Annotated in this window: 22 protein-coding genes and 1 pseudogene; 6 read left to right on the top strand and 17 right to left on the bottom strand. The window is 68.1% G+C overall.

The window, feature by feature from the left end; translation table 11 throughout:
- Nucleotides 1-39: 39 nt before the first annotated feature.
- From AU185_RS12480 to AU185_RS12505, 6 genes are read right to left on the bottom strand one after another with little or no spacing between them, the layout of a single operon-like run.
- Entirely contained in the window at nt 40-1,422 is a 1,383-nt protein-coding gene (locus AU185_RS12480; RefSeq protein ID WP_059098432.1) for a sigma 54-interacting transcriptional regulator, read from the bottom strand.
- A gap of 57 nt (nt 1,423-1,479) precedes the next feature.
- Nucleotides 1,480-2,142, bottom strand: coding sequence for a hypothetical protein (locus AU185_RS12485; RefSeq protein ID WP_059098112.1), 663 nt, complete (start codon nt 2,140-2,142; stop codon nt 1,480-1,482).
- 50 nt (nt 2,143-2,192) lie between these two features.
- The gene (gene purH, locus AU185_RS12490) at nt 2,193-3,761 is read right to left on the bottom strand and encodes a bifunctional phosphoribosylaminoimidazolecarboxamide formyltransferase/IMP cyclohydrolase (RefSeq protein ID WP_059098113.1); all 1,569 of its coding nucleotides are present in this window, start codon (nt 3,759-3,761) and stop codon (nt 2,193-2,195) included.
- A complete protein-coding gene (purN, locus tag AU185_RS12495) occupies nt 3,758-4,387 on the bottom strand; it encodes a phosphoribosylglycinamide formyltransferase (protein ID WP_059098433.1) in 630 nt (209 codons plus the stop codon). The genes purH and purN overlap by 4 nt, the downstream gene beginning before the upstream one ends.
- Nucleotides 4,388-4,397: 10 nt before the next feature.
- Nucleotides 4,398-5,777, bottom strand: a complete 1,380-nt coding sequence (locus AU185_RS12500) for a cell division protein PerM (protein ID WP_059098114.1) — start codon at nt 5,775-5,777, stop codon at nt 4,398-4,400.
- Between the two features lie 58 nt (nt 5,778-5,835).
- A complete protein-coding gene (locus AU185_RS12505; protein ID WP_059098115.1) occupies nt 5,836-6,726 on the bottom strand; it encodes a DUF5336 domain-containing protein in 891 nt (296 codons plus the stop codon).
- Between the two features lie 156 nt (nt 6,727-6,882).
- Between AU185_RS12505 and AU185_RS12510 the strand changes: the two genes are divergently transcribed.
- On the top strand, nt 6,883-7,731 hold the full coding sequence (locus AU185_RS12510; RefSeq protein ID WP_059098116.1) for an LLM class F420-dependent oxidoreductase: 849 nt from the start codon (nt 6,883-6,885) through the stop codon (nt 7,729-7,731).
- On the opposite strand, the gene modA is transcribed toward AU185_RS12510, so the two are convergent.
- The 4 genes from modA to sucC all read right to left on the bottom strand — a co-directional run bounded on the left by modA (nt 7,732) and on the right by sucC (nt 12,188).
- A complete protein-coding gene (gene modA / locus AU185_RS12515; protein ID WP_059098434.1) occupies nt 7,732-8,439 on the bottom strand; it encodes a molybdate ABC transporter substrate-binding protein in 708 nt (235 codons plus the stop codon). It abuts the gene before it with no gap.
- 49 nt (nt 8,440-8,488) lie between these two features.
- Entirely contained in the window at nt 8,489-10,015 is a 1,527-nt protein-coding gene (locus tag AU185_RS12520; protein WP_059098117.1) for an acetyl-CoA acetyltransferase, read from the bottom strand.
- 90 nt (nt 10,016-10,105) lie between these two features.
- Entirely contained in the window at nt 10,106-11,008 is a 903-nt protein-coding gene (sucD, locus tag AU185_RS12525; RefSeq protein WP_059098118.1) for a succinate--CoA ligase subunit alpha, read from the bottom strand.
- 13 nt (nt 11,009-11,021) lie between these two features.
- The gene (sucC, locus tag AU185_RS12530) at nt 11,022-12,188 is read right to left on the bottom strand and encodes an ADP-forming succinate--CoA ligase subunit beta (protein ID WP_059098119.1); all 1,167 of its coding nucleotides are present in this window, start codon (nt 12,186-12,188) and stop codon (nt 11,022-11,024) included.
- 270 nt (nt 12,189-12,458) lie between these two features.
- On the opposite strand from sucC, the gene AU185_RS12535 reads away from it, so the two are divergent.
- Both AU185_RS12535 and AU185_RS12540 read left to right on the top strand, forming a co-directional pair.
- A complete protein-coding gene (locus AU185_RS12535; protein ID WP_059098120.1) occupies nt 12,459-13,523 on the top strand; it encodes a M23 family metallopeptidase in 1,065 nt (354 codons plus the stop codon).
- 9 nt (nt 13,524-13,532) lie between these two features.
- Nucleotides 13,533-14,144, top strand: a complete 612-nt coding sequence (locus AU185_RS12540) for a hypothetical protein (RefSeq protein WP_059098121.1) — start codon at nt 13,533-13,535, stop codon at nt 14,142-14,144.
- Here the strand turns inward: AU185_RS12540 and pcrA are convergent.
- Complete coding sequence (gene pcrA / locus AU185_RS12545) at nt 14,141-16,459, bottom strand: DNA helicase PcrA (RefSeq protein WP_172800262.1); 2,319 nt, start codon at nt 16,457-16,459, stop codon at nt 14,141-14,143. The genes AU185_RS12540 and pcrA overlap by 4 nt on opposite strands.
- A 232-nt stretch (nt 16,460-16,691) precedes the next feature.
- On the opposite strand from pcrA, the pseudogene AU185_RS12550 reads away from it, so the two are divergent.
- Nucleotides 16,692-16,991, top strand: a pseudogene (locus AU185_RS12550) (chorismate mutase); the annotation flags it as partial.
- 58 nt (nt 16,992-17,049) lie between these two features.
- Here AU185_RS12550 and AU185_RS12555 read toward each other — a convergent pair.
- Together AU185_RS12555 and AU185_RS12560 are read right to left on the bottom strand one after the other, a co-directional pair.
- On the bottom strand, nt 17,050-19,005 hold the full coding sequence (locus tag AU185_RS12555; protein ID WP_172800276.1) for an acyltransferase family protein: 1,956 nt from the start codon (nt 19,003-19,005) through the stop codon (nt 17,050-17,052).
- Between the two features lie 100 nt (nt 19,006-19,105).
- On the bottom strand, nt 19,106-20,554 hold the full coding sequence (locus AU185_RS12560) for an NAD-dependent succinate-semialdehyde dehydrogenase (RefSeq protein ID WP_059098123.1): 1,449 nt from the start codon (nt 20,552-20,554) through the stop codon (nt 19,106-19,108).
- 48 nt (nt 20,555-20,602) lie between these two features.
- Between AU185_RS12560 and pgi the strand changes: the two genes are divergently transcribed.
- Nucleotides 20,603-22,294, top strand: a complete 1,692-nt coding sequence (gene pgi / locus AU185_RS12565; RefSeq protein WP_059098124.1) for a glucose-6-phosphate isomerase — start codon at nt 20,603-20,605, stop codon at nt 22,292-22,294.
- Between the two features lie 3 nt (nt 22,295-22,297).
- Here pgi and AU185_RS12570 read toward each other — a convergent pair whose 3' ends face one another.
- Nucleotides 22,298-22,843 (bottom strand): hypothetical protein, encoded by a 546-nt coding sequence (locus tag AU185_RS12570; RefSeq protein ID WP_059098125.1) that lies wholly within the window; start codon nt 22,841-22,843, stop codon nt 22,298-22,300.
- Nucleotides 22,818-23,129, bottom strand: coding sequence for a helix-turn-helix transcriptional regulator (locus tag AU185_RS12575; RefSeq protein ID WP_059098126.1), 312 nt, complete (start codon nt 23,127-23,129; stop codon nt 22,818-22,820). Before AU185_RS12575 ends, AU185_RS12570 begins: the two co-directional genes overlap by 26 nt.
- A gap of 162 nt (nt 23,130-23,291) precedes the next feature.
- On the opposite strand from AU185_RS12575, the gene AU185_RS12580 reads away from it, so the two are divergent.
- Nucleotides 23,292-23,693 (top strand): hypothetical protein, encoded by a 402-nt coding sequence (locus AU185_RS12580; protein ID WP_059098127.1) that lies wholly within the window; start codon nt 23,292-23,294, stop codon nt 23,691-23,693.
- A gap of 101 nt (nt 23,694-23,794) precedes the next feature.
- On the opposite strand, the gene AU185_RS25130 is transcribed toward AU185_RS12580, so the two are convergent.
- Together AU185_RS25130 and AU185_RS12590 are read right to left on the bottom strand one after the other, a co-directional pair.
- Nucleotides 23,795-24,172, bottom strand: a complete 378-nt coding sequence (locus AU185_RS25130; protein ID WP_059098128.1) for a hypothetical protein — start codon at nt 24,170-24,172, stop codon at nt 23,795-23,797.
- A 46-nt stretch (nt 24,173-24,218) separates the two neighbouring features.
- Complete coding sequence (locus AU185_RS12590; protein ID WP_059098129.1) at nt 24,219-25,208, bottom strand: NAD-dependent epimerase/dehydratase family protein; 990 nt, start codon at nt 25,206-25,208, stop codon at nt 24,219-24,221.
- Nucleotides 25,209-25,242 lie beyond the last annotated feature (34 nt).

Raw genomic sequence — 25,242 nt, forward strand, 5'->3', positions numbered from 1 at the left:
CCGTCGTCAGATTCACACTGGCCGACACGCGGCGTGCTCTTACCCATAGACGGTTTCGCCTTCTCCGGACACCTTGTCGATCCGCTTGGCCAGGTACAGCGCCTCGAGCGCCAGTTCGACGGCCGCGGCCCGCTGACCGTCGGTCACCGCCCCGAGCCGCTTCTGTATCTCGGCGATCGCCGGGACTTCGGGCACCGCGGCCAGCACCTCGCGAGCGGACACCCGCTCGCCGGTGGTGACCGCCGACCCGTTCTCGATTGCCACCACCAGCGGTCCGACGTCGATACCGCCGAGCAGCCGCTGCGCGGTGTCGGCGGTGGCCCGCCGCAGCAGGTGTTCGAGCACCGCCTGCTCGCGGCCCTCCTCGCCGGACTCGAACTCGAGCTTGCCGCGCAGCACGTCGACCACCGAGGACAGGTCGACCACGCGGGCGACGGGCTCCTGCTCGCCGAGGACGGCCGACCGGTGGCGCGCGGCCGCGGCGGCGGTCTCGGCGGCGGCGATCGCGAAGCGGGCCGACACGCCCGAGCGCTGGTCGATCGACCGCGACTCGCGTAGATAGCGGGCGAACCTGGCAAGCACGTGCACCAGGTACTCGGGCACCTCGGCGGCAAGGTGCGCCTCCTGGGTGATGACGCCGACTTCCGCGTCGAGTTCACGCGGATAGTGGGTCCGGATCTCCGCACCGAAGCGGTCCTTCAGCGGCGTGATGATCCGGCCGCGGTTCGTGTAGTCCTCCGGGTTGGCGCTGGCCACGACAAGAACATCGAGCGGCAGCCGCAGCGTGTAGCCGCGGACCTGGATGTCGCGCTCCTCCATCACGTTGAGCATCGACACCTGGATGCGCTCGGCTAGGTCGGGCAGCTCGTTGATCGCGACGATGCCCCGGTGTGCGCGCGGGATGAGGCCGTAGGCGATGGTTTCCGGGTCGCCGAGGCTGCGGCCCTCGGCCACCTTGATCGGGTCGATGTCGCCGACGAGGTCGGCCACGCTGGTGTCCGGAGTGGCCAGCTTCTCGGTGTAGCGCTCGCTGCGGTGCCGCCAGGCGATGGGCAGGTCGTCACCGCTGTCGGCGGCCCGGCGGATCGACTCCGGAGTGATCGGGCGGTACGGATGCTCACCCAGCTCCGAGCCGGCGATCACCGGGGTCCACTCGTCGAGCAGACCGGCCAGCGCGCGCAGCAGCCGCGTCTTGCCCTGACCGCGTTCGCCGAGCAGCACGACGTCGTGACCGGCGATCAGCGCTCGCTCCAACTGCGGGATGACGGTGTCCTCGAAGCCGAAGATGCCCGGCCACGGGTTGCGGCCCTCCGCCAGCGCGGCCAGCAGGTTCTCCCTGATTTCGGCTTTGACGCCGCGCTCGCGATGGCCGGACGTCCTCAGCTCGCCGACAGTGCGGGGCAGATCAGTGGGTGCAGTCACGATCTCCACGCTACGACTTGCTCCGCGACGGTGCGGGTTTGCACCCGACACGCCCGCTCAGTTCGGCGACGGCGGCAGGAGTTGGAAACCCGTCAACATCGTCTCGGTGTCACGTTGATACGTCGGGTCGTCGGGGTCCATGGTCTGGGCGGTCACGCTGACGGCGTAGGTCGCATTGTTGGAATGCATCACGACGCCGAGCGCGATGGCCGGGTGCGCCGCGATGTTGCCCAACACCGGCATCTGGTAGCGGAACGTCCGGGCAGGCAGCGCGCACAGCGTGCCCTCGGCGACGCGGACGTCGGTTGCGCCCAGCCCGGACTCCAACGCGTCGAGCATGTTGTCGAACACCAAGCCCGCGTCTTGGCTGCCCGCGGCGCGCTCGAACGTGACCACGACATTCGCCGCGAAACCGTCGGTGGTGAGACGGTCGTTGCGCAAAGCGAATCGGATCAGCTCCGAATCCATCATCGTCGACCGAACCCAATTCGGCGGCTGAGGGATCTTCATCACCGGCTCGTTATCGCCCCTGGCCGGGATCGTCGTCAGCGGAGCGTCGGTCGTCACGCACTGTGACGCGTCGGCTTCCGCCGCGGTCGCGGCCGCCGACAGGTCGGCGCCGGGCACCGCCCGCGGATCGTCGACGTAGCGGGTGCATGCAGCCAGGATCACTGTCGCCGCCAGCAGTAGGACGGTGGCAGGCCTCGATGCGGCGACCATGCTTGCAACCTAACCAGTCGGCGCGCATTCGCGCAGGGGCGTGGCGGACGTCAGTGCGCGAAGTGTCGCGCCCCGGTCAGGTACAGCGTGATGGAAGCTGCTTCGGCGGCTGCAGTCACCTGGTCGTCGCGCATCGAACCGCCGGGATGCACGATCGCCTTGACGCCCGCGTCGGTCAGCACCTCGAGCCCGTCGGGAAACGGGAAGAACGCGTCCGACGCCGCGACCGCGCCGCGCACCCGATCGCCGGCGCGCTGTACCGCCAGACGGGCCGCGTCGACGCGGTTGACCTGACCCATGCCGACCCCGACGGTGGCGCCGCCGGCGGCCACGACGATCGCGTTGGACTTCACCGCCCGGCAGGTCTTCCATGCGAACTTCAGATCCGCGAGCGTCGCGGGGTCGGCGGGTGAGCCGGTCGCCAGTGTCCAGTTGACCGGATCGTCGCCGGCGGCCGTGAACTCGTCGCGCTGCTGCAGCAACAGCCCGCCGCTGATCTGGCGGAACTCACTGCCACCCGGCTGCGGCTCGGAGGCCACCAGCACGCGGATGTTCTTCTTGCGCGCAAGCACTTCCACCGCGCCCGCTTCGTAGGCCGGCGCGATGATCACCTCGGTGAAGATGTCGGCGACGGTCTCGGCCATCTCGACAGTGACCTCGGTGTTGGCCGCGATCACGCCGCCGAACGCCGACAGCGGGTCGCACTCGTGCGCCTTGCGGTGCGCGTCGGCCACCGACGTCGACGAGACCGCGATGCCGCAGGGATTGGCGTGTTTGATGATCGCCACGCAGATCTCGCTGTGGTCGAACGCCGCCCGCCACGCCGCGTCGGCGTCGGTGTAATTGTTGTAGGACATCTCCTTGCCGTGCAACTGTTCGGCCTGCGCGAGCCCGGGCCACGCGGCATCGTTGCGGTACAGCGCGGCCCGCTGGTGCGGGTTCTCGCCGTAGCGCAGCACCGAATCGCGCCGCCAGGTGGCGCCGAGCCACTCGGGCAGCGGCGCGGCGGCATCCGGCTCGGGCGCCAGCACCGAACCCATCCACGACGCGACCGCGACGTCGTACTCGGCGGTGTGCCGGAAGGCCAACGACGCCAACCTCTTCCGCTCAGCCAACGTGAAGCCACCGGCTCGCACCGCAGCCAGCACGCCGTCGTAGCCGCGCGGGTCGACCACCACCGCGACGCTGGGATGGTTCTTGGCGGCGGCGCGCACCATCGACGGCCCGCCGATGTCGATCTGTTCGACGCACTCGTCCTCACTGGCACCGGACTCGACGGTCTCGGTGAACGGGTACAGGTTGACCACGACGAGTTCGAACGCCTCGACACCGAGCTCGACGAGCGCCGAAACATGTTCGGGTTTACGCTGATCGGCCAGCAGGCCGGCGTGCACTCGCGGATGCAGGGTCTTGACCCGCCCGTCGAGCACCTCGGGAAAGCCCGTGACGTCTTCGACCGGCGTCACCGGAACATCTGCTGCGGCAATGGTTTTGGCCGTCGAGCCGGTGGATACGATCGCGACTCCCGCTTCGTGCAGGCCGCGGGCCAGTTCGGCCAGGCCCGTCTTGTCGTAGACGCTGACCAACGCCCGCCGAATCGGCCGCTTACCTTCGGTCATCCGATCATCGCCTTTCGTCCTGTCCAGGTCACGCCGCGGACGGCCACGGCGGCCAATACTTCCACCAGCAGCCGTCGTTCGACGACTTTGATCCGCTCGTGCAGGGTGGCTTCGTCGTCGTCGTCGAACACCGGCACCGCCTCCTGGGCCAGCAGCGGACCGGTGTCGGTTCCGGCGTCGACGAGATGCACGCTGCAACCGGTCACCTTCACGCCGTAGGCCAGCGCGTCGTGCACCGCGTGGGCGCCCGGAAACGCGGGCAGCAGGGCTGGGTGGGTGTTGATGATCCGGCCCAGGAACCGCGAAAGGAACTGGGGGCCAAGGATCTTCATGAAACCCGCGGACACGATCAGGTCCGGCGAGTGTGCGGCGGTGGCTTCGGTGACGGCCGCGTCCCACGCCGCCCGGTCCGGGTGGTCGCGCAGTCGCACGGTGTACGACGGCACCGACGCCGCCGCGGCGATGTCGACGGCCGGGCAGTCCCGGTCGACCCCGACCGCGACGATCGACGCGGGATAGTCCCCCCCGGTGGCGTCGAGCAGCGATCGCAGCAGTGAACCGGTGCCGGAAGCCAGCACCACCACCCGTGCAGGCACCTTCGGGGGCACACGGAGGGGTTGCTGCACGCCTGGCAGCCTAACGGGTTCCGGGAGCGCCTCCATCGTCGTCCGCGACGAAGTGTTCCTCCGGGTCGTCGAGGGGGGCCGGCGGACCGGCAGCCGGCGGCGCGGGCTCCGGTTCGGGATCCGGTTCCGCGTCGGCCAGCACGTCGGCCTCGCTTTCGATGGGCTCGACGTCGGCTGGCTCGTCGGTTCCGGCGTCGTCCGGCTCGGGTTCGGGTCCGGCCTCGTCGTCCGGTTCGGCCGTCACCGGCTTGGGCACCCGCGGTCTGCGGGTGATGCCGCCGGTCATCGCCACCGTGAGCGCGCCGATCACGACGAACCACAGGAAGACCCCGGGACCGAACGTGGCTTGGTCCACGCCGACGTCGCCGAAGTTGCCCAGCCGCCCACCGCCGGCGTGGCCGAGCAGCGCCATGGTCAGTGCCGCCACCCCCGAGGCGACGGCCAGCTTGCCCATCGCGGGCCCCAGGGGAAGCGGATGCCGCGCACACTGCTGCCCGACCGCCACCGCGGACGCCGCCGCGACGATCAGCAGCGCCACCCACACCGGGCCCAACGGCGGCGACGGCACCGCCGCCAGCACCGGGAGCGCGGGGATGTCGCCGCCGAACACGGTGAACGAGCTGAAGGTGGCGAGCCCGACGTGGGCGCTGGACCCGACCGCGACCGCGGCCGTACCGACGATCACATTCGGGATGTAGAGCACCGACAACACGGTCAGGCTGAGCTGGCCGAACGTCGAATCCGTGATCGAGTAGAGGTCGTGCATGGTCGACCAGTGCACGACCATCGAACCGGCCATCACCACGCCCGAGAGCCCGGCCAGCGCGAGCACACCGGCGACGGCGGCGCGAAGCGCGTCGGGCAGCCATGCGGGCAACGGGGACGCCGCCAGCAGCCGCGGGCCGACCCGCGATCCGACGCCGAGGACTGCACCGATCGCGTGTACGGCCAGCACGCCGCCGAATGCGCGCAACGCGTGCGGGGTCTGCAGGTCGGTGAGGACCGAGGCGGCGTCGTGGATGACGGCCAGCGCGATCGCGGCGATCAGCAGCGGCCCGCCCAGCGCCGATGCCACGATCCAACGCGTCACGAACCACGAGCCCTGCGGGGAGGTGGCCGCGGCCGTCGTGCGGGCCGTCGCCCACACCATCGCGAGCATCGGCAGCAGCGGCATCACCCCCAACTCGGCGCCGCCGATCGACGCCGGCACCAGGTGCACGCCCAGCCACATGCTGGCGATCGCGCCGAGCGCGCCGGTCATGTCGCTGTTGGCGATCAGCAGCTGCAGCAGGACGATCGCCGCGATGATGACAAGCGCCACCAACGACGGCCCGAACGCGACCCGAAGCAGCTCACGCGCCTGGCGTGCGCCGACTGGCCGTTGATCCACTGGTTGGGCCGCTCCTCAGTCAGGCTGCCGCGCGAAGGTCACGCACGCGCGGCTCAGACTACGACGGCGCCGGGCCAGACTGCGACGAAGACGACTGCTGTGCCTGAGTCGTCGGATTCGACGTGTGAGCCGACTGGGACGGCGGCTGGCCGTAGGTGGGGAATCCGGTCGGCGGTGTCGGCGGCCCCTGGTGGCCCTGCTGATGGCTCTGCTGGCCCTGCTGGTGGCCTTGGTGGCCCTGCTGCGGCGCCGACAGGTAGCCGCCCGTCGACGGGCCGCCCGGGTAGCCGCCCGGGTAGGTCGACGGATATCCCGGCCGCTGCTGCGGTCCCCCGTGATGCTGGCCCGGCTGCTGGCCGTAGTACGGGCCAGGGGCGCCGTACTGCTGCCCGTAGGGCTGGTCGTACTTCTGCCGTGGTGCCGGTGGGGTGATGATGCCGGATTCGAACAGCAGCGCCGCCACCGCGACGATCGCCTGGAAGAGCGTGAACGCGATGATCAGGTAGAGGCCCCAGTCGATCGCGGCGCCGCTCGGCCTGTTGATCACCTCGGCGATGACCAAGAGGAACGCGACGACCGCCAGCACGGCGTACACCGACGTGGAGACGGACTGTTTGGGCAGCAGGCTCGTCCCGGCCAGCAGACCCGCCAGAAGCGCCGCCGCGACGGCGAGCACCAGACCGAACGAGGTTCCGCTGATGCTGCCCAAGCCCCCGAACTCGGACGCGGAGATGGTGAACAGCGGCCCGAAACTCGACAGGTACACCGCAAGCCCCAACACCGCCACCGCGATGGCGAGATACATCGGCAGCTTGTTCGCGACGCCGGTGGCCGGTGACCCCACGTCCGGCGTCTTGCCGAACTGTTGCGTCGGCGCGGAGAACTGGGTGGTCGGCTGCTGTGCGGGCGGGTATCCGGGGCTGCCGGGCGGACCTGACGGGTAAGACATGGCCTCTCCTGTGCTTCCTGTGCTCGGGCGGGCTTCGGAACCACGCTAGCGCACAGCGGGTCAGCCCGAGACGTGCACCGGTTCGCCCGATCGCCGTGAACATTCGTCTCCGACCTTGCGCTTGCCCTTCTGACTAGAACACGTTCTAATTCGGGCATGGACTACGGGCTCGTGCTGTTCACCAGTGACCGCGGGATCACTCCCGCGTCGGCCGCCAAGCTGGCCGACGATCACGGCTTCACCACGTTCTACGTGCCTGAGCACACCCACATCCCGATCAAGCGGCAGGCGGCGCACCCCACGACGGGCGACGAGTCGCTGCCCGACGATCGCTACATGCGCACCCTGGACCCCTGGGTCAGCCTCGGCACTGCGGCCGCGGTGACCTCGCGCGTTCGGCTGTCGACGGCGGTGGCGTTGCCGGTCGAACACGACCCCATCACGCTGGCGAAGTCGATCGCCACGCTCGACCACCTGTCGGGTGGCCGCGTCAGCCTCGGGGTGGGGTTCGGCTGGAACACCGACGAATTGGCCGACCACAACGTGCCGCCCGGTCGGCGACGCACCATGCTGCGCGAGTATCTGGAGGCGATGCGGGCGCTGTGGACCGAGGAGGAAGCGTCCTACGACGGCGAATTCGTCAACTTCGGGCCCAGCTGGGCGTGGCCCAAGCCCGTGCAATCGCACATCCCGGTCCTCGTCGGCGCCGCGGGCACCGAGAAGAACTTCAAGTGGATCGCCCGGTCCGCGGACGGCTGGATCACCACGCCGCGTGACTTCGACATCGACGAACCGGTGAAGCTGCTGCAGGACACCTGGGCGGCCGCGGGTCGCGACGGAGCGCCGCAGATCGTCGCGCTGGATTTCAAGCCGGATCCCGAAAAACTGGCCCGCTGGGCCGATCTCGGTGTCACCGAGGTGCTGTTCGGGCTCCCCGACAGGTCCGCCGACGACGTCGCCGCCTACGTCGAGCGCCTGGCGGGCAAGTTGGCCGCGCTGGTGTGATCAGGGCCTGCCGAAGCCCGCTGCGCCGAGCACCTTCTGGCCCGCCTCGCCGGTCACCGCGTCGACGAATTTCCGTGCGAGGTCGGGCCGTGACGACTCCTTCAGCGTCGCAATGGGATAGACGTTGACCGCGTCGGCGGCTTCGGGCAACGCAACCGCGGTGACGTCGGCCCCTGCGTCCCGGACGTCGGTGACGTAGACGATCCCGGCGTCGGCCTGGCCGCTGGTGACCTTGTTGAGGACGTCGGTGACCGACGACTCCTCGCTGACCGGCGACAGTTCCACGCCTGCGGCCTGCTGGACCTTCTGCGTCGCCGAACCGCAGGGGACCTGCGGTGCGCACACGACGGTGCTGACGCCGGGCCGGGTGAGGTCACGTAACGCGTTGATGTGTTTGGGGTTTCCCGGTCGTACCGCGATGGTCAGCGTGTTCGACGCGAAGTTCACCGGGTCGCCGGCCAGCAGTCCCGCCGCCGCGGCCTTGTCCATGTTCCTGGTGTCCGCGGAGGCGAACACGTTGGCGCGCGCGCCCTGGGTCAACTGCGTGACGAGGTCGGACGATCCGGCGAAGGCGAATTCCACCCGAACGCCGGGGTTGTCCGCCTCGAACTGCTTGCCGATTTCGGTGAACACGCTCTTCAGCGACGCCGCGGCGAACACCGTCAGCGTGTCCTGCGATGACTGCTCCGCACACGCGGTGGCCAACATGAGCACCGTGGCCAGAAGCGCGAGTGGTTTCACGGCTGTCCTTCTGCGGTCAGGCCAGGCTCGCGCGGTTGACCTTGTCGCTCGGGCGCACCGTGATCGCCGCCCCGAGTGGGTCGCCGTCGGACATCAGCGCGACGAGGTCGTCCTCCTCGGAGATGGCCAGGAACCGCGAGTCGTCCGAGTCGAGCCTGCCGACGATGATCCCGGTGCGCACCGGCCAGTCGTACCGCACCGAGTACGTCTCGATGGTGGCGCGCCCCTCGGGGCGCTCGGTGACCGGAACCGTCGGCAGCGCAGCGACTTCCGCATTCAGTTCTGCGCTGCGGTCGGCCCGCCAATCGGCAGGAAGCGTCGAATAGATGCCGACCGAGTACTTGCTCATCGTGCCGCCGTTGGCGCCCACAAAGCCGAATCGGCTCGGGATGTCGCGCAATTGGGTGACCGTCTCGGCGATGGCGTGCAACGAGTAGCTGTTGCCCGGCCCGCCGAAGTAGGGCAAGCCGCCGGTCACCGTCAGGCCACGCGGGTCGTCACCATCGATGCCCAGCGCTTCACAGATCACGAAGACCGGGAAGGGGAAGCAGCTGTACAGGTCGAGAGTCGCGAGGTCGTCGACACCGATTCCGGCCACCCGCAGGGCTTCCCGCGCGGCGTGCACGGCCGCGGGGCTCGCGCCGAGGTCGGCGCGGTCCAGCAGGCCTTGCTCGGTCATGTCCGAGTGGCCGTGCAGATACACCCACTTCTCCTCGGGCACCCCGAGGCGCCGTGCGGCGGCCACCGACATCATGATCGCTGCGGCACCCTGGTTGACCTGATCGCGTGCCACCAGCAGGCGGGGATACGGGTCGCAGATCATCCGGTTGTCGTCGGTGACGGTGACGATCTCCTCGACCGAACGCTCGACCGGCGATGACGAAAACGGGTTCTTGGCAGCCACTTTCGACAGCGGCGCGAACAATTCGGCCATCTCCCGCCGGTATTCGGCGACACCCAGCCCGAGCCGGCGGCGCCGCGCGTTGTCCAGCAGGCCGTATTGCACTGCTGCGCCGGTCAATCCGTGCGAGGCGGTGTACTCGGTGAAGTACTGGTGGATCTGATGTCCGCGGTCCTCGAGTTGGCCGTCGACGTGTTCGGTGAAGTCCGGCTTCTCGTCCCGGCTCGCAAAGTAGCGCGCCGTCGATCCCGGCTCCGAGCCGATCACCATCGCCACGTCGAATTCACCGGCGGCAATGGCGTTTCCGGCCTCGGTGACCAGCTTCTGCGGACCCTGCCCGCCCACCGGCTCGAGCACCACTCGCGCGGGATCGCCGCCGACCCGCCGCATCACCGAACGCGGATAGTTGTTCGACTTTCCCAGCGTCGCGGGCATCGGACCGGAGATCTCGAACTGGCGCAGGCCGTACACCGTGTCGATCGCCTTCGCGACTGTGGAAGCCTCCGCCCCAGTGTCGGCCAGCGCCGCGCGCACCGCCTCGGTGGCGAGGTCGACCGCCGACATGCCCCGGTAGTCGGGATCGTCGATCCGCTCGGTGAACTGTCCGACGCCGACGATGACCGGGGTCCGGGGATCGACCATTACAGACCTCCTGACGGGTGTTAATTCGTCAGGCTAATCGACCGGTGGAACGTGGTCCTAATCCTGCGGTGAACTTCACACCGGCCAGGACTACATGCCCTGGAGGATCTCCCGGGCCAGGCGCGCGGTCTCCGACGGCGTCTTGCCGACCTTCACCCCCGCGGCCTCCAGCGCTTCCTTCTTGGCCTGCGCGGTACCGGACGACCCGGACACGATCGCGCCGGCGTGACCCATGGTCTTGCCCTCGGGCGCGGTAAAGCCCGCGACGTAGCCGACGACCGGCTTGCTCACGTTGGCCTTGATGTAGTCGGCGGCCCGCTCCTCGGCGTCGCCGCCGATCTCACCGATCATCACGATGACCTTGGTGTCGGGATCCTTTTCGAACGCTTCGATCGCGTCGATGTGCGTGGTGCCGATGACCGGGTCACCGCCGATGCCGATCGAGGTCGAGAAGCCCAGATCGCCCAGTTCGAACATCATCTGGTAGGTCAGCGTGCCCGATTTGGACACCAGGCCGACCGGGCCGGGGCCGGTGATGTTGGCGGGCGTGATGCCGGCCAGCGCCTCGCCGGGCGTGATGATGCCCGGGCAGTTGGGGCCGATGATGCGGGTCTTCTGTCCCTTCTCGACGTTATAGGCCCAAACGAAGGCGGTGTCCTGCACGGGAACACCCTCGGTGATCACCACGAGCAGCGGGATCTCCGCGTCGATGGCCTCGATCATCGCGTCCTTGGCGAACTTCGGCGGTACGAACACCACGGACACGTCGGCGCCGGTTTCCTTCATCGCCTCGGCGACGGTGCCGAACACCGGCAGCTCGACGTCGTTACCGTCAGAGTCCTTGTGCGACACCGTGGTTCCGGCCTTGCGGGCGTTGACGCCGCCGACCAGTTGCGTGCCGGCCTTGAGCATCAGCGCGGTGTGCTTGGTGCCCTCGCCGCCGGTGATCCCCTGGACGATGACCTTGGAATCTCTGTTGATGAAAATAGACATCGGTCATCTCTCCTTAAGATTTGCTCGCCAGCTCGGCGGCTTTGTCGGCGGCTTCGTCCATCGTGCCCAATTCGGTCACCAACGGGTGGTTGGCCTCCGCCAGGATGCGACGGCCTTCATCGACGTTGTTGCCGTCGAGTCGGACCACGAGCGGCTTGTTGGCCTCGTCGCCGAGGATCTTCAGCGCGTTGACGATGCCGTTGGCGACCGCGTCGCAGGAGGTGATGCCGCCGAACACGTTGACGAACACGCTCTTGACCTGCGCATCGTGCAGGATCACGTCCAGGCCCGCGGCCATCACCTCGGCCGAGGCGCCGCCGCCGATGTCGAGGAAGTTGGCCGGTTTCACGCCGCCGTGCTTCTCGCCCGCGTAGGCGACCACGTCCAGCGTCGACATCACCAGGCCCGCCCCGTTGCCGATGATTCCGACCTCACCGTCGAGCTTGACGTAGTTGAGGTCGTGCTCCTTGGCCTTGAGCTCCAGCGGGTCGGTGGCGTCGCGGTCCTCGAACTCGGCGTGCTCGGGATGACGGAAGTCGGCGTTGCCGTCGAGCGTGACCTTGCCGTCCAGCGCGAGGATCTGATCATCGGGAGTGCGCACCAGCGGGTTCACCTCGACCAGCGTGGCGTCCTCTTTGACGAACACCTCCCACAGCTTGGCGATCGTCACCGCGGCCGCGTCGAGCACCTCGGCGGGCAGGTGCCCCTTCTCGGCGATCTCACGCGCGAACGCCTCGTCGACGCCCTTGGTGGCGTCGACGGGCACCCTGGCCAGCCGGTCCGGCTTGGTGGCGGCGACCTCTTCGATCTCCATGCCGCCCTCGACCGAGCACATCGCAAGGTAGGTGCGGTTGGCGCGGTCGAGCAGGAACGAGATGTAGTACTCCTCGGCGATGTCGCTGGCCTCGGAGACCAGCAGCTTCTTGACGATGTGGCCTTTGATGTCGAGGCCGAGGATGTTCTGCGCGTGGGTGAACGCGTCGTCGGCGGTGGCCGCGTACTTCACGCCGCCGGCCTTGCCGCGGCCGCCGGTCTTGACCTGCGCCTTGACCATGACGGGTTTGCCGATCTCCTCGGCGATCGCCTTGGCGTCCTCGGCGGTGTCGGTCACCCGACCCGGTGTGGTCGGTACGTTGTGCTTGGCGAAGAGCTCTTTCGCCTGATATTCGAAGAGATCCATTGGCTTTGGAACGTCCCTGTCTCTAGCGCGTCGATTGCGGAGTTGTTGGGCCGAAGGCTCGGGGGAACTTTATCCACACCCGTGGAACGCGATGGCACCGCCCACCTGTCATGTGGCAGATCTCACCGCTCGGCCGCAGTGATACAAGTCACATTCGCTCGCGGAATAGCCGCACAGGTTGCAGCCTTCATTGGGATTTGGTTAACGTGCCTCTGGCTTCGATAACGTTTCGATCACGGCAACCTTCACGACAAGCAAGGACCCTTCACGTTGGCTGCGCACCGTTCGTCTGGATCTCATCGCAGATCATCGACGAACCGGCAAATAGACGGCCGCGTAAGCGAATCCCCCGCCGAAGTCACCGACATCATTCCGTTCAACGAGTTCGGCGGCTTGCCCGATTTGGGAGGCGACGCCGACTTCCGTGAGAACAGCGCGTTCGACCGCGAAGCACAGGTCATCCACGCCCCCGAACTCGACGATCTGAACGACACCGACGACCTCGTGCCGCTGCGGCTGGCGGTCCCCTCGGAGTTCCAGGCCGGGCCGCGCCACGCGCGCCGCTCGCATGCCTACCGCGACAGCAACACCGACACCAGCGACGGCATGGCCGCCACCGACGTGATCAACATCGGCGGCCGCGGAGGCCAGCACCGCAAGCAAGAGATCCCGGTGAAGGGCCGGCTGATGGTCGCAGCGATGGCGGTCGGCGCGACTGCCGCGGGGGCGTACTCGATGGCCAACGCCGCGCAGGAGTCGTCGTCGCAGACCGTGCTCGCCGTCGACCAGGACGCCCTCGCGAACGCGGTCGGCGGCACGACGGACGGCATGCAGATCGTCGCCGTCACGCCCGCCGCCAGCTCGGCGCTGCACACCGAGGAGATCCAGAAGGCCGCGGCCTTCGCCCAGGAGCGTGCCGAACGCGAAGCACGCCTGCAGCGGCCGATGTTCGTGATGCCCACCAGGGGCGTGTGGACGTCGGGCTTCGGCTATCGCTGGGGGGCACTACACGCCGGGATCGACATCGCCAACTCGATCGGCACACCCGTGCTCGCCGCGTCCGACGGCGTGGTCGTTTCCGCCGGCCCGTATGCCGGTTACGGCAACATGGTCAAGCTGCGCCACGCCGACGGCACCGTGACGCTGTACGGCCACCTCAGCGCGTGGGAGGTCGAGGTCGGACAGCGGGTGTGGGCCGGTGACCAGATCGCCAAGATGGGCAACACCGGCAACTCGACCGGACCGCATCTGCACTTCGAGGTGCACCTGAACGGAACCGACCGCGTCGACCCGGTGGGTTGGCTGGCCAAGCGCGGGCTGAACCCGTCGAACTAGTCTGGCCAAGTGGCCGGCGACGACGACCCCGACGAGGGACGGGCAGAACCTCCGCGGCGCACACCGTCGAACGCTGAGACGGGCATCATCCGCCGCCATCCGACGGGCGAGATCCCCACCGGTCAGGACCCGCAGACCAGCATCATCCGCCGCCACCCCACCGGCGCGATTCCCGTCGCCGAGGCCGAGCCGCAGACGAGCTATATCCCCCGGGCCCGGCCGGTCACCGTGTCTCCCACCCAGCCCCGACCGGCCAGCCCGAAGCCGGCGATCGCCGCGGCGGCCGTGAGCATCCTGACCGGTTGGGCCACCGCCGTCATCGCCACCGACCTGATCACCGGTTGGTGGCGCACCGATCGCCTGTTCTGCGTCGCGGTCGGCTTCCTGACCGCGATCTCTGCGGCCGCCCTCATCGCCGGGCTGATCGGGCTGCTGTTGCGCCGCTGGGTCAGCCGGTGGCTGATCGTCGTGGGGGCGGTGGTGGCGCTGCTGATCTTCTCCAGCCTGTTCGTCGCCGGCGCCAAGCTGCCCGCCGCGGTGTACGCCATCCCGGTGCTGCCGCTGGCCAGCATCGTGCTCGCGGCCCTGCCCGCGACGGGCCGCTGGGAGCGCTCGGGCTAAAGCTTGCTGATCGGCGCGTGGTTGTGCATCAGCTTGACGCGGCCGGAGCTGCCGAAGTCGATGAGCGACATCGCCGACTCCCCCACCCCGGTGACCTCCTCGACCCGGCCCAACCCGTACTTGTCGTGGGTGACCCGGTCGCCGGGCTCGAGCACCAGCAACGGCCGCTTACCCGCTCCCGACCGCGTCGGCGACGGTCGCGGGGAGCCGAACCGGCCCGCGCCGCTCACCGGCGCGCTGAACGACGGTGTCGGGTCGGTGCGCCGCCAGTCGATGAGGTGCTGCGGAATCTCCTTGAGGAAGCGCGATTCCGGGTTGAGGATCGGCTGACCCCACGACGAGCGGACCTTCGCCCGGCTGACGTAGAGCCGCTGTCGCGCCCGGGTGATGCCGACGTAGGCCAAGCGGCGCTCCTCGGACAACTCGGTGGGATCGCCGAGCGCCCGCATGTGCGGGAACATGCCGTCCTCCCAGCCGGTCACGAACACGACCGGGAACTCGAGGCCCTTGGCGGTGTGCAACGTCATCATCGTTACGACTCCGGCGCCGTGCTCGGGCAGTTCGTCGGCGTCGGCCACCAGCGACACCCGCTCCAGGAACTGCGCCAACACCCCGGTGTCGGGGATGTCCTCATCGACGGGCTCGTCCTCGTCGAGTGCCTGCGCGTTGGCCAGGTCGGTGCTGAATTCGTGCGCGACGCTGACCAACTCGTTGAGGTTGTCGAGCCGCGCGAGATCCTGCGGATCGCTGGACGACTCGAGTTCGGCGCGGTAGCCGGTGCGGTCGAGCACCGCCTCCACCAGCTCGCCGAGCTCACCATCGAGACGGCCACGCAGGTCGTCGAGCATGTCCACAAACGCCGAAATGCACTTCTCCGCACGGGTGTTGAGCATCGGCACCTTACCCTCGGCGGCCGCCTGCAGGGCGTCGTTGAAGCTGAGCCCGGTGTTCTCGGCATACACCGCGACACAGGCTTCGGCTCGGTCGCCGATGCCGCGACGGGGCGTGTTGAGGATGCGGCGCATGCTCACCGAGTCGCCGGGATTGTCCAGCACCCGTAGGTAGGCGACGATGTCGCGGATCTCCCGGCGCTCGTAGAAGCGCACTCCCCCAACGACTTTGTACGGGATGCCGGCGCGGATGAAGACCTCTTCGAGCGAGCGCGACGAGTTGTTGGTCCGGTAGAACACCGCGAAGTCGTTGTAGGAATACCCGCCCTGGTCGGCGAGCGCGTCGATCTCCTGCGCGACGAACCGGGCCTCGTCGTGTTCGTTGTCGGCGACGTAGCCGACGATCAGCTCACCGTCGCCCTCGTCGGTCCACAGCCGCTTCTCCCGGCGGCCGGCGTTGCGCGAGATCACCGAGTTCGCCGCGTTCAGGATGTTCTGCGTCGAGCGGTAATTCTGTTCGAGCAGAATCGTTGTGGCATTGGGGAAATCGCGTTCGAAGTCCTCGATGTTGCGGATCGTCGCACCGCGGAACGCGTAGATCGACTGGTCGGCATCGCCCACCACGCACAGTTCGGCCGGTGCCACCCCGGCTGGATCGTCTTGCGAGGCCGCCGTGCCGACCAATTCGCGCACCAGCACGTACTGGGCGTGGTTGGTGTCCTGGTACTCGTCGACCAGGATGTGCCGGAACCGGCGCCGGTAGTACTGCGCGATCTGCGGAAACGCTTGCAGCACAGCGACTGTCTCGCCGATCAGGTCGTCGAAGTCGAGCGCGTTGGCCGCGCGCAGGCGCCGCTGGTACTCGGCGTAGACCTCGGCGATGATGCCGGGCAGCTCCTCACCGGCCTCCGAAGCCTCGGCCGCTGCCTGTTCCGGCCCGATCAACTCGTTCTTGTGGTTGGAGATGCCGTTGGACAGCAGCCGCGGCGAGTACCGCTTGGTGTCCAACCCCATGTCCTTGCCGATCATCAGCAGCAGGCGCCGCGAGTCGTCGGCGTCGTAGATCGAGAAGTTGGAGTTCAGGCCTTTGATCAACGAGGCCTGGTTGCGCAGGATCCGTACGCACGAGGAATGGAAGGTGGAAATCCACATGTTCCTGGCCTTGGGACCCACCATGGCCACCACCCGCTCGCGCATCTCGGCGGCGGCTTTGTTGGTGAACGTGATGGCCAGCACCTGCCCGACGCCGACGTCGCGAGCGGCCAGCAGGTAGGCGATCCGGCGGGTGAGCACGGCGGTCTTGCCGGAGCCGGCACCGGCGACGATGAGCAGCGGTGAGCCCTGGTGCAGGACGGCCTCGCGCTGCTGCGGGTTGAGCCCCTCGAGCAGCTGGTCGGTTTCGGGGGCCAGGTTCATCTGGGTCATGTCACTACCGAACTTACCGCTGCGCAGGGACATCCCCGCGGTCGAACCGCGTATCGAGCTTTGCGCTGGCAGGGCTGTTGGTGGCACACTTTGTCTCGTGCTCAGCAAACAGCGATTTTTCTACGGGTACCGGTCCGCGGTACCCGTGGTCTAGCTGCTTCCCAAGAGCCTCCGCGGTCCGCTTCGGTGATCCGCGGCACGCCTCTTGTGTGAGGCCTAAAGGAACCGGACGAGACCAGACCCACACAACGAGAGCGGTGAGAATCCCATGACGACCGAAACCGAGCCCGTGCCCGATATCGATGACCTGCGCCAGGAGATCGACCGGCTCGACGCCGAGATCCTCGCGGCCGTGAAGCGCCGCACCGAGGTGTCCAAATTGATCGGCCAGGCCCGGATGGCGTCCGGCGGAACCCGCCTGGTGCACAGCCGGGAGATGAAGGTGATCGAGCGCTACAGCGAACTCGGCCCCGACGGCAAAGACCTCGCGATGCTGCTGCTGCGCCTGGGCCGCGGTCGCCTCGGCCACTGATCTCACGTGATTTCGGTGTAGTTGGTTGCGCTGACCGCAACTGGCGACACCGAAATCACTAGCGCAGCGCGTCGGTCAGCCAGGGCGTCAGCCACTCCACCGCTTCGGGGGTCGGATGCACGCCGTCGCTGCGGATCCGGATGCCGTCGATTCGGTTGGTGTAGCCCCCGTTGGGGCCCAGCTTGCGGTTCAGGTCGAGCACCGAGACGTTCTGCCGGTACTTGACGGCGCTGCGCAACAAGGCGTTCCAATCGTCGGTGCGATCCGGGTCGTCCTCCGGATAGAGGCTGCCGTCGGGTTTCTCGGCGCGCCGGTTGTAGGGCTCGGTGGTGACGACGACGCGCGCGCCGGTCGAGGACAGGATGTCGAGCGCGCGATTGAGTTCGGCCCGCAGATAGGCGTCGTAGGCCGGCTCGCCGATGTGGGTCCAGCGGCCTTCGTTCATCCGGTCGACGACCTCCCACCGGCCGACGATCAGCAGCACCACGTCGGGGCGGTCGTGTTTGATGCGCTGTGACCACCTGCTCGGCCATGAATCGCATTCGGGTTTCTGGTTCAGCGTCTGCCCGACGTACCGGTACGGCCCGCCGCGCGCGATGCCGCATCCGATCGTCGTGTAGTCGGTGATCGCCAGCCCCGGCGTTTCGGGCAGGTAGCGCATCAACGTCCACGCGACCGAGTCGCCGAACACCGCGACGGTCTTGGTGCCGGGCTCGTGGGCGACGGTGCGCTGCACCTCGACCGGAATCTCCGGTGCGACCAGCGCGGCGGAGTCGATGCGCGAATCCTGCACCGGGGCGGACGGCACGCCGACCGGCAGCACGGTCATCGTGACGACCGCGGCGGTGGCAGCCGTCGCGCCCGCCAGCGGCAGCATCGGCACGATCACCGGTCGCCAGCGTCGGATGGGCTGTTCCAGCAGCCACCACGACAGCGCCGCCACCGCGAGCGTGGCGGCGCACCGCAGGGCGAACAACGACCAACCGGACCATCCGGTGCGTTCCCCGTTGACCACCAGAAAGATCGGCCAGTGCCACAGGTAGACGCCGTAGGAGATCGCACCCAGCCAGACCAGCGGCCGCCACGCCAGCACCTGCGCGGCGGGTCCGTCCTGGTCCATTGCCACCGCCCCGATCACCAGACCTGCCGCAAGCGCCACGACGATCAGCAGGCCGGCGCGGAAGTCGCCGACGCTGCCGGTCGCGGTGTGCACGGCGAAGATGAGTACCGCGATGCCGACGACGGACAGGATGCGGGCGGCCCACCGCAGCCACCGCGTCCGGATCACCGGCCCGGCCATGGTCACCGTCGTCCAGTCCCGCACCAGCAGGGCCGCCGCTGCGGCGCCGACGAGCAGCGCCTGCGCACGGGTGTCGGTGCCGAAGTAGATGCGGTTGAGCGACCCGTCGTTGACGAACACGATCGCCGCCGTCGCCGACGCGATCGCGCCCGCGGTCGCCAGGGCGAACACCACCCACCGCAGGTGCAGCCGGTCGCGCCGGCAGAACACGAACCCGACCGCGATCAGCAGCAGCGGCCACAGCAGGTAGTACTGCTCCTCGACCCCCAGCGACCAGGTGTGCTGCAGCGGCGACGGCGGTGCGCCCACAGCGAAGTAGTCGGTGCGCTGGGCGACGAACGCCCAGTTGGCCACCCAGAAGAACGACGCGACGGCGTCGTCGCGCAGCGCCGAGATCGCCTCGGTCGAGAAGAGGTCCCGCGCCGCCACCACTGCGAGCACCATGACCAGCAGCGCGGGCAGCAATCGGCGGGCCCGGCGAATCCAGAAGTCGCGCAGCCGGATTCGGCCGGTGCGGGCATGCTCGTCGAGCAGCAGCGACGTGATCAGGAAGCCGCTCAGCACGAAGAAGACGTCGACGCCGAGGAAGCCGCCGGTGACGCCCGGGATGCCGCCGTGGTCGGCGAGTACCAGTGCGACAGCGACGGCGCGGATGCCGTCGAGGGCGGGAATCTCGCCACGCCGATGCGCACGCGAGGAGCGAATGTCGGACAGCGAGCGGCGATCAGCGGGCGCGACGGAGCGACGCGCATTCACTTGCGAAATCTTGCCTTCGCCGACGGACGCGGGGGTGCAGGCGCGGCGGCGTGTCGGCCTACTTCGTCAGCGCGATGTACTTGATCTCGAGGTACTCGTCGATGCCTTCGAAGCCGCCCTCGCGACCGAAGCCGGACTCCTTGACGCCGCCGAACGGCGCCGCCGGATCGGAGATCACGCCGCGGTTGACGCCCACCATGCCGGACTCGATGCCCTCCGCGACGCGCAGCGCACGGTCCAGCGACCTGGTGTAGATGTAGGCCGCCAGCCCGTACTCGGTGTCGTTCGCGGCGGCGATGCCATCCTCCTCGGTGTCGAAGCCGGTGATCGGCGCGACGGGGCCGAACACCTCCTCCTTGAGGATTCGCGCGTCGGCGGGCACGTCGGTCAGCACCGTCGCGGGATAGAAGTTGCCGGGGCCGCCGGGGGCCTCGCCGCCGACGGCGACGGTCGCACCGCGGTCTACCGCGTCTGCCACCAGTTCGGTGACGGTGGCGACCTGCTTGGCGTTGATCAACGGTCCCAGCGTCGCCGACTCGTCGAGACCCTTGCCGAGCGTGAATTCGCTCATCCGCTTGACCAGCTTCTCGGTGAACTCCTCGCGCACCGGGTTCGCGACGTGGAAGCGGTTGGCCGCGGTACACGCTTCGCCGCCGTTGCGCATCTTGGCCAGGATGGCGCCGTCGACGGCGGCGTCGATGTCGGCGTCGTCGAACACCACGAACGGCGCATTGCCGCCGAGTTCCATCGAGGTGCGCAGAAGCTTGTCGGCCGATTGCTTGACCAGCGCCCTGCCGACGCCGGTGGAGCCGGTGAAGGTCAGCTTGCGCAGCCGGCCGTCGTCGATGAGCGCGGCGGTGACGTCTTTCGGGTTGTTGGTCGGCAGCACCGACAGCACACCCTTGGGCAGACCCGCGTCGTCCATCAGCTTGGCCAGCAGCAGCATGGTCAGCGGCGTCTCCTGCGCAGGCTTGACGATCATCGTGCAGCCGGCGGCGAGCGCCGGGCCGATCTTGCGGGTGCCCATCGCCAGCGGGAAATTCCACGGCGTGATCGCGTAACACGGGCCGACCGGCTGCTTGGTGACCAGGACGCGGCCGCTGCCCGCCGGGCTCGGGGTGTAGCGGCCCGCGATGCGCACGGCCTCCTCGGCGAACCAGCGGAAGAACTCGGCGCCGTAGGTGACCTCGCCCATGCTCTCGCGCAGCACCTTGCCCATCTCGAGGGTCATCAGCGTGGCGATGTCCTCGGCGCGTTCGGTGATGGTGTCGAAGACCGCGCGCAGGATCTCGCCGCGCTCGCGCGGGGCGGTGGCCGCCCACTCGGCCTGCACGCCGCAGGCCACGTCGAGCGCGGCGACCGCATCCTCGGCTCCCGCATTGGCGACGGAGGTCAGCACGGAGTCGTCGGACGGGTCGAGCACGTCGAACGTCGAGGACGTCTGGCGTTCTTCACCACCGATCCACAGTCCGGTGGGCACTGACGACAGCAGCTTCGCGGTATCCATCCTTCTTGATTACACCTTTGGGCATTTGGCCGCACTAAGGTCGTGCCCATGAGCAGCGATGAGCGCTTGCGCGAAGAGCCGACAACATCGGAGATTCCCGATATCGCCTCGACCCCGGCATGGCAGGCCCTGCAACGGCATCACGACGAGATCGGCGGCAAACACCTCCGCGAGTTCTTCGCCGAGGATCCGGCTCGCGGCACCGAGTTGGCGACGACGGTCGGCGATCTCTACGTCGACTACAGCAAGCACCGCGTCACCCGTGAGACGCTCGCACTGCTGGTCGACCTGGCCCGCGCTGCGGGCCTTGAGCAGCGGCGCGACGCGATGTTCTCCGGCGTGCACATCAACACCTCCGAGGACCGGGCGGTGCTGCACACCGCGCTGCGAATGCCGCGCGGCGCAGAACTGTCGGTCGACGGCCAAGACGTCGTCGCCGATGTGCACGCGGTGCTCGACAAGATGGGCGACTTCACCGACCGGTTGCGCAGCGGCGAGTGGACCGGGGCGACGGGCCAGCCGATCAAGACCGTCGTCAACATCGGCATCGGCGGCTCGGATCTCGGGCCGGCGATGGTCACGCTGGGGCTGCGCCACTACGCCGACGCCGGCATCTCGGCGCGGTTCGTGTCCAATGTCGACCCGGCCGATCTGGTGGCCAAGCTGGACGGACTCGACCCCGCGACAACGCTTTTCATCGTCGCATCGAAGACATTCTCCACCCTGGAGACGCTGACCAACGCGACGGCGGCGCGACGGTGGCTCACCGACGCGCTCGGTGACGCGGCGGTGGCCAAGCACTTCGTCGCGGTGTCGACCAACAAGAAGCTGGTCGACGATTTTGGCATCAACACCGAGAACATGTTCGGCTTCTGGGACTGGGTGGGCGGGCGCTATTCCGTCGACAGCGCAATCGGTTTGAGCGTGATGGCGGTCATCGGCCGCGAACGGTTCGCCGAGTTTCTGTCCGGCTTCCACGTCGTCGACGAGCACTTCCGCACCGCGCCGTTGGAGTCGAACGTGCCGGTGCTGCTCGGCTTGATCGGGCTCTGGTACAACGAGTTCTTCGGCGCGGAAACCCGTGCCGTGCTGCCGTATTCGAACGACCTGGCGCGGTTCGCGGCGTATCTTCAGCAGCTGACGATGGAGTCCAACGGCAAGTCGGTGCGTGCCGACGGGTCACCGGTCACCACGAGCACCGGCGAGATCTTCTGGGGCGAGCCGGGAACCAACGGCCAGCACGCGTTCTACCAACTGCTGCACCAGGGCACGCGGCTGGTGCCTGCCGACTTCATCGGTTTCTCCCAACCCACCGACGACCTGCCGACCGCCGACGGCCGCGGCAGCATGCACGACCTGCTGATGAGCAACTTCTTCGCCCAGACGCAGGTGCTCGCATTCGGCAAGACCGCCGAGGAGATCGCCGCCGAGGGAACACCACCGAATGTGGTGCCGCACAAGGTGATGCCGGGCAACCGGCCGACCACGTCGATCCTGGCCACCAAGCTGACGCCATCGGTGCTCGGCCAGCTGATCGCGCTCTATGAACACCAGGTGTTCACCGAAGGCGTCATCTGGGGCATCGACTCGTTCGACCAATGGGGCGTCGAACTCGGTAAGACGCAAGCCAAAGCGCTGCTGCCGGTCATCACCAATGACGACGCCCCCGCTGAACAATCGGACAGCTCGACCGACGCGCTGGTGCGGCACTACCGCGCCGAGCGTGGCCGCAGCGCGTAGCGATTAGGCGTCGGGGTCCGGACGACTCCAGCCGAGGATCATCGCCGGCGCGCAACCGCCGAACACCAGCACGGCCAGCGACATCAGCGCACCCGCGTACGCCACGTCGGTGTCGGTGTCGCGCAAGTAAATTGATGCGACGATCAGGTAGCCGATCGGGATCAACATCAAGTTCTGGGTGATGGTCAGGCCGATCGAGCGGGCACTGTTGCGCTGCTGCACCTCGTACTCGTCGAGGGCCGCCTCCGGGGCGTCGCCCTGCCTGCCGGAGACGATCTGCAGCATGATCCACAGCGGGAAGAAGAACAGACATGCGACCAACCACAACAACGGCGCCCACCATAATCCGAAGGCGCTCAGGACACTCACCGCGAACATGAACGCGAAGGTGAGGCCGAGACCGACCACGAGAATTCGGCGTCGGGACTGGGTGCGCCAACTCGGAAGCGAGTGGGCATAGGTCCGCTCGTGCTTGAGGAACCGCCTCGTCCGGTAGTCCTGGTAGCGATCGATGAGCGTTCGGTCAGTCTGCCGGGTCGATGGGGACATCTGAGTCGCCTCCTTGTGCGCGCGGGTTCCTCCGGTAGAGCTCGATGGACAGCGGCGTGAACTCCGTGCGGGAGAACACCGCCTCGACGGGCAGGCCGAACACGTCGCAGATCCGAAACGCCAGGTCCAGGCTCGGATAGTGGTCGCCGCGTTCGAGCGCGCCGACGGTCTGCGGGTTCACATCGATCAGCGCCGCGAGTTCAGCCCGCGTCATCCGCCGCTCGGCGCGCAGGACGCCGATGCGGTTGTGGATGGGGAGCGAATCGCCCCGTCTCACCGGACTCACACAACACAGTGTTAGGAAAACCCAATGATCTGTCAAGCAGACCTATCGGTCGGTGGTTCGCAGGTGCCATCGGCGCGGCGCGACTCACCGAGCGGTCCTTCTACCGGCCATCACCGGAGCGCGGTGCGATTGCCGGGACAACGTCGCGGGCACACCGAACGTATGCGAGGAACCAATGCGCGTGCCATCGCGGCGGTCGGCATCGTGCTCGCCGCGGTGGCCGCAGCCTGTTTGATAATGCCGGCGGCCAGGGAGTTGGGAACACTTTCGGGGATGTGGGTGGCAGCGGCCATCCTGGGCGTACCAGTCCTGTTGATCCTGGCTATCTCTGGATTTCCGGCCTATGGAGTGCGTCGTTCCCTGGCAGTGGCGATCGGCGTCACAGTGGTGACGTGCGCGGTGTCATGGGTCGTGGCGGTGTTCGCGTTTGCGACCGCATTGAGCGGCACGTCGTCTGGGATACTGCTGGCGATTGTGCTTTTCGGTGCTCCTGCTGCTTCTGTCTTGGTGTTCGGGTTTCTGGCGCGCCGCCTGGTCACCGACCGCACCGAGGCCATTGGCTGAAATCCCCTGTGCTACAAGTTCGTCAGCGAGTTGGTCAGCGCAGCGCGGCGCACGCTCACCGAGAAGCGTGCGCCGCGACGCTGGGCGAACTCAGCTGCTTGTTACGGAGCCGGGATGTTCACGCAGCCGACATTCGGCAGGCACCCGCTCGCACCGCCGGGTCCGGCCGTGCCGCCGGGTCCGTTCGGAGCCAGCGAACCGCTCGCGCCACCGGGACCGGCCGAACCTCCCGGGCCGCCGGGGATCACGCCGCCGGCGCCGCCTCCGTCGGCGGTGCCCTGCGGGCCGTTCGGAACATTCACTTGCGCACCACCACCGGGACCGGCCTCGACATTGCCGATACCGGCACACGGGGTGCCGTCGGCGTTGAGACACGGCGGGGGCGCCGGTTGCGCACCGGCGGTCGGCGCGACGGCGATCGCGACTGCCGCAGCGCCCGAGAACAACAGGGGCGTCATCTTCGTCAGTTTTTCGATCATGGGACTTGGCTACCACGACGCGGGATTGCTTAAACCTGCGAACGACCTACAACCTGGCCACCTGCCTCAGCCCGGCGACGGTGTCCGCCAGCGTCTCCTGCGGGTCCCGGTAGCTGATGGCGAGTTCGATCTCGCTGGGTGAATCGTCAGACGACGGCATCTGGGTGTAGTACTGCATCGCCGCCCCAGTCACCGGCGCGTCCAACGGTAGATAGGGCCCGGCCACGTCGACCACCCTTCCGAGGTTGCGCAGCAACGTATCCGGCACCGGGTACACCCGAAGCGACCGGTTCGCTGCGCGGCCGATCATCGACGCCAGGTCGGCGATCGCAACGCGCTTGCCGCCTGCCATGTATCGACGTGGCCCCTTGCCGGGTTCGAGTAGCGCGGCGTGCAGCGCAGCCAGATCGCGGACGTCGACCACGATCCAGGCGGCACCGCGCCCGGGGACCCCTCGCATCTGAACCGCCGCCTGGACGCCTTCGGCCGCTTCGCCGAACTGGTTTCCCGCCGGCGGCCCGAGCACCATTCCCGGATACGTGATGGTCACCGGCGCACCCGCATCCTGTAGCTCTCGTGCGTACTTCTCCACCTCCGCCTTGGACTTCCCGTAGCCGTCGGATCCCCCGACCACGGGAAGATCGGCGTGAAGTACGTCGAGGCCGGGACGGAACAGTGCGGTGAAGCTGGATACGTGGACGACCGGATCGAGACCGCGCTCAACCGCCGCGCCAAGGACGTTGCGGGCTCCGGCGAGATTGGTCCGCAGCATCTTGTCGGCCTGCCGTGGATCCATGGAAACCATTGCTGCGGAGTGGATTACAGCGTCACAGCCGTCCATCGCCGCGGCCGTCGCGTCGGCGTCGGCAATGTCGCCGATGGCGTAGTCGTCGGTGTCGACGCCGATCTGCGCGGCGCTCGTCTCCAACCGCGCCGGATCACGGACCAGGAAGCGAACCTGATGCCCCGCGTCGGTCACTGCCTTGGCCGTCCACGCTCCAACGAACCCGGTGCCACCGGTCAGCAACACTTTCATCGGAGCCGGGCTACCCGTTGGCGCCGGCCTTTAC

Source organism: Mycobacterium sp. GA-0227b (assembly GCF_001499855.1).
Taxonomy (GTDB): domain Bacteria; phylum Actinomycetota; class Actinomycetes; order Mycobacteriales; family Mycobacteriaceae; genus Mycobacterium.

What these genes read in the sequence shown, in the direction of transcription:
- sucD (WP_059098118.1), bottom strand. Translation starts at nt 11,008, where the DNA reads ATGTCTATTTTCATCAACAGAGATTCCAAGGTCATCGTCCAGGGGATC.
- sucC (WP_059098119.1), bottom strand. Translation starts at nt 12,188, where the DNA reads ATGGATCTCTTCGAATATCAGGCGAAAGAGCTCTTCGCCAAGCACAAC.
- AU185_RS12590 (WP_059098129.1), bottom strand. Translation starts at nt 25,208, where the DNA reads ATGAAAGTGTTGCTGACCGGTGGCACCGGGTTCGTTGGAGCGTGGACG.
- AU185_RS12570 (WP_059098125.1), bottom strand. Translation starts at nt 22,843, where the DNA reads ATGTCCCCATCGACCCGGCAGACTGACCGAACGCTCATCGATCGCTAC.
- pcrA (WP_172800262.1), bottom strand. Translation starts at nt 16,459, where the DNA reads ATGACCCAGATGAACCTGGCCCCCGAAACCGACCAGCTGCTCGAGGGG.
- pgi (WP_059098124.1), top strand. Translation starts at nt 20,603, where the DNA reads ATGAGCAGCGATGAGCGCTTGCGCGAAGAGCCGACAACATCGGAGATT.
- AU185_RS12520 (WP_059098117.1), bottom strand. Translation starts at nt 10,015, where the DNA reads ATGGTCGATCCCCGGACCCCGGTCATCGTCGGCGTCGGACAGTTCACC.
- AU185_RS12485 (WP_059098112.1), bottom strand. Translation starts at nt 2,142, where the DNA reads ATGGTCGCCGCATCGAGGCCTGCCACCGTCCTACTGCTGGCGGCGACA.
- AU185_RS12560 (WP_059098123.1), bottom strand. Translation starts at nt 20,554, where the DNA reads ATGGATACCGCGAAGCTGCTGTCGTCAGTGCCCACCGGACTGTGGATC.
- AU185_RS12505 (WP_059098115.1), bottom strand. Translation starts at nt 6,726, where the DNA reads ATGTCTTACCCGTCAGGTCCGCCCGGCAGCCCCGGATACCCGCCCGCA.
- purH (WP_059098113.1), bottom strand. Translation starts at nt 3,761, where the DNA reads ATGACCGAAGGTAAGCGGCCGATTCGGCGGGCGTTGGTCAGCGTCTAC.
- modA (WP_059098434.1), bottom strand. Translation starts at nt 8,439, where the DNA reads ATGTTGGCCACCGCGTGTGCGGAGCAGTCATCGCAGGACACGCTGACG.
- AU185_RS25130 (WP_059098128.1), bottom strand. Translation starts at nt 24,172, where the DNA reads ATGATCGAAAAACTGACGAAGATGACGCCCCTGTTGTTCTCGGGCGCT.
- AU185_RS12580 (WP_059098127.1), top strand. Translation starts at nt 23,292, where the DNA reads ATGCGAGGAACCAATGCGCGTGCCATCGCGGCGGTCGGCATCGTGCTC.
- AU185_RS12510 (WP_059098116.1), top strand. Translation starts at nt 6,883, where the DNA reads ATGGACTACGGGCTCGTGCTGTTCACCAGTGACCGCGGGATCACTCCC.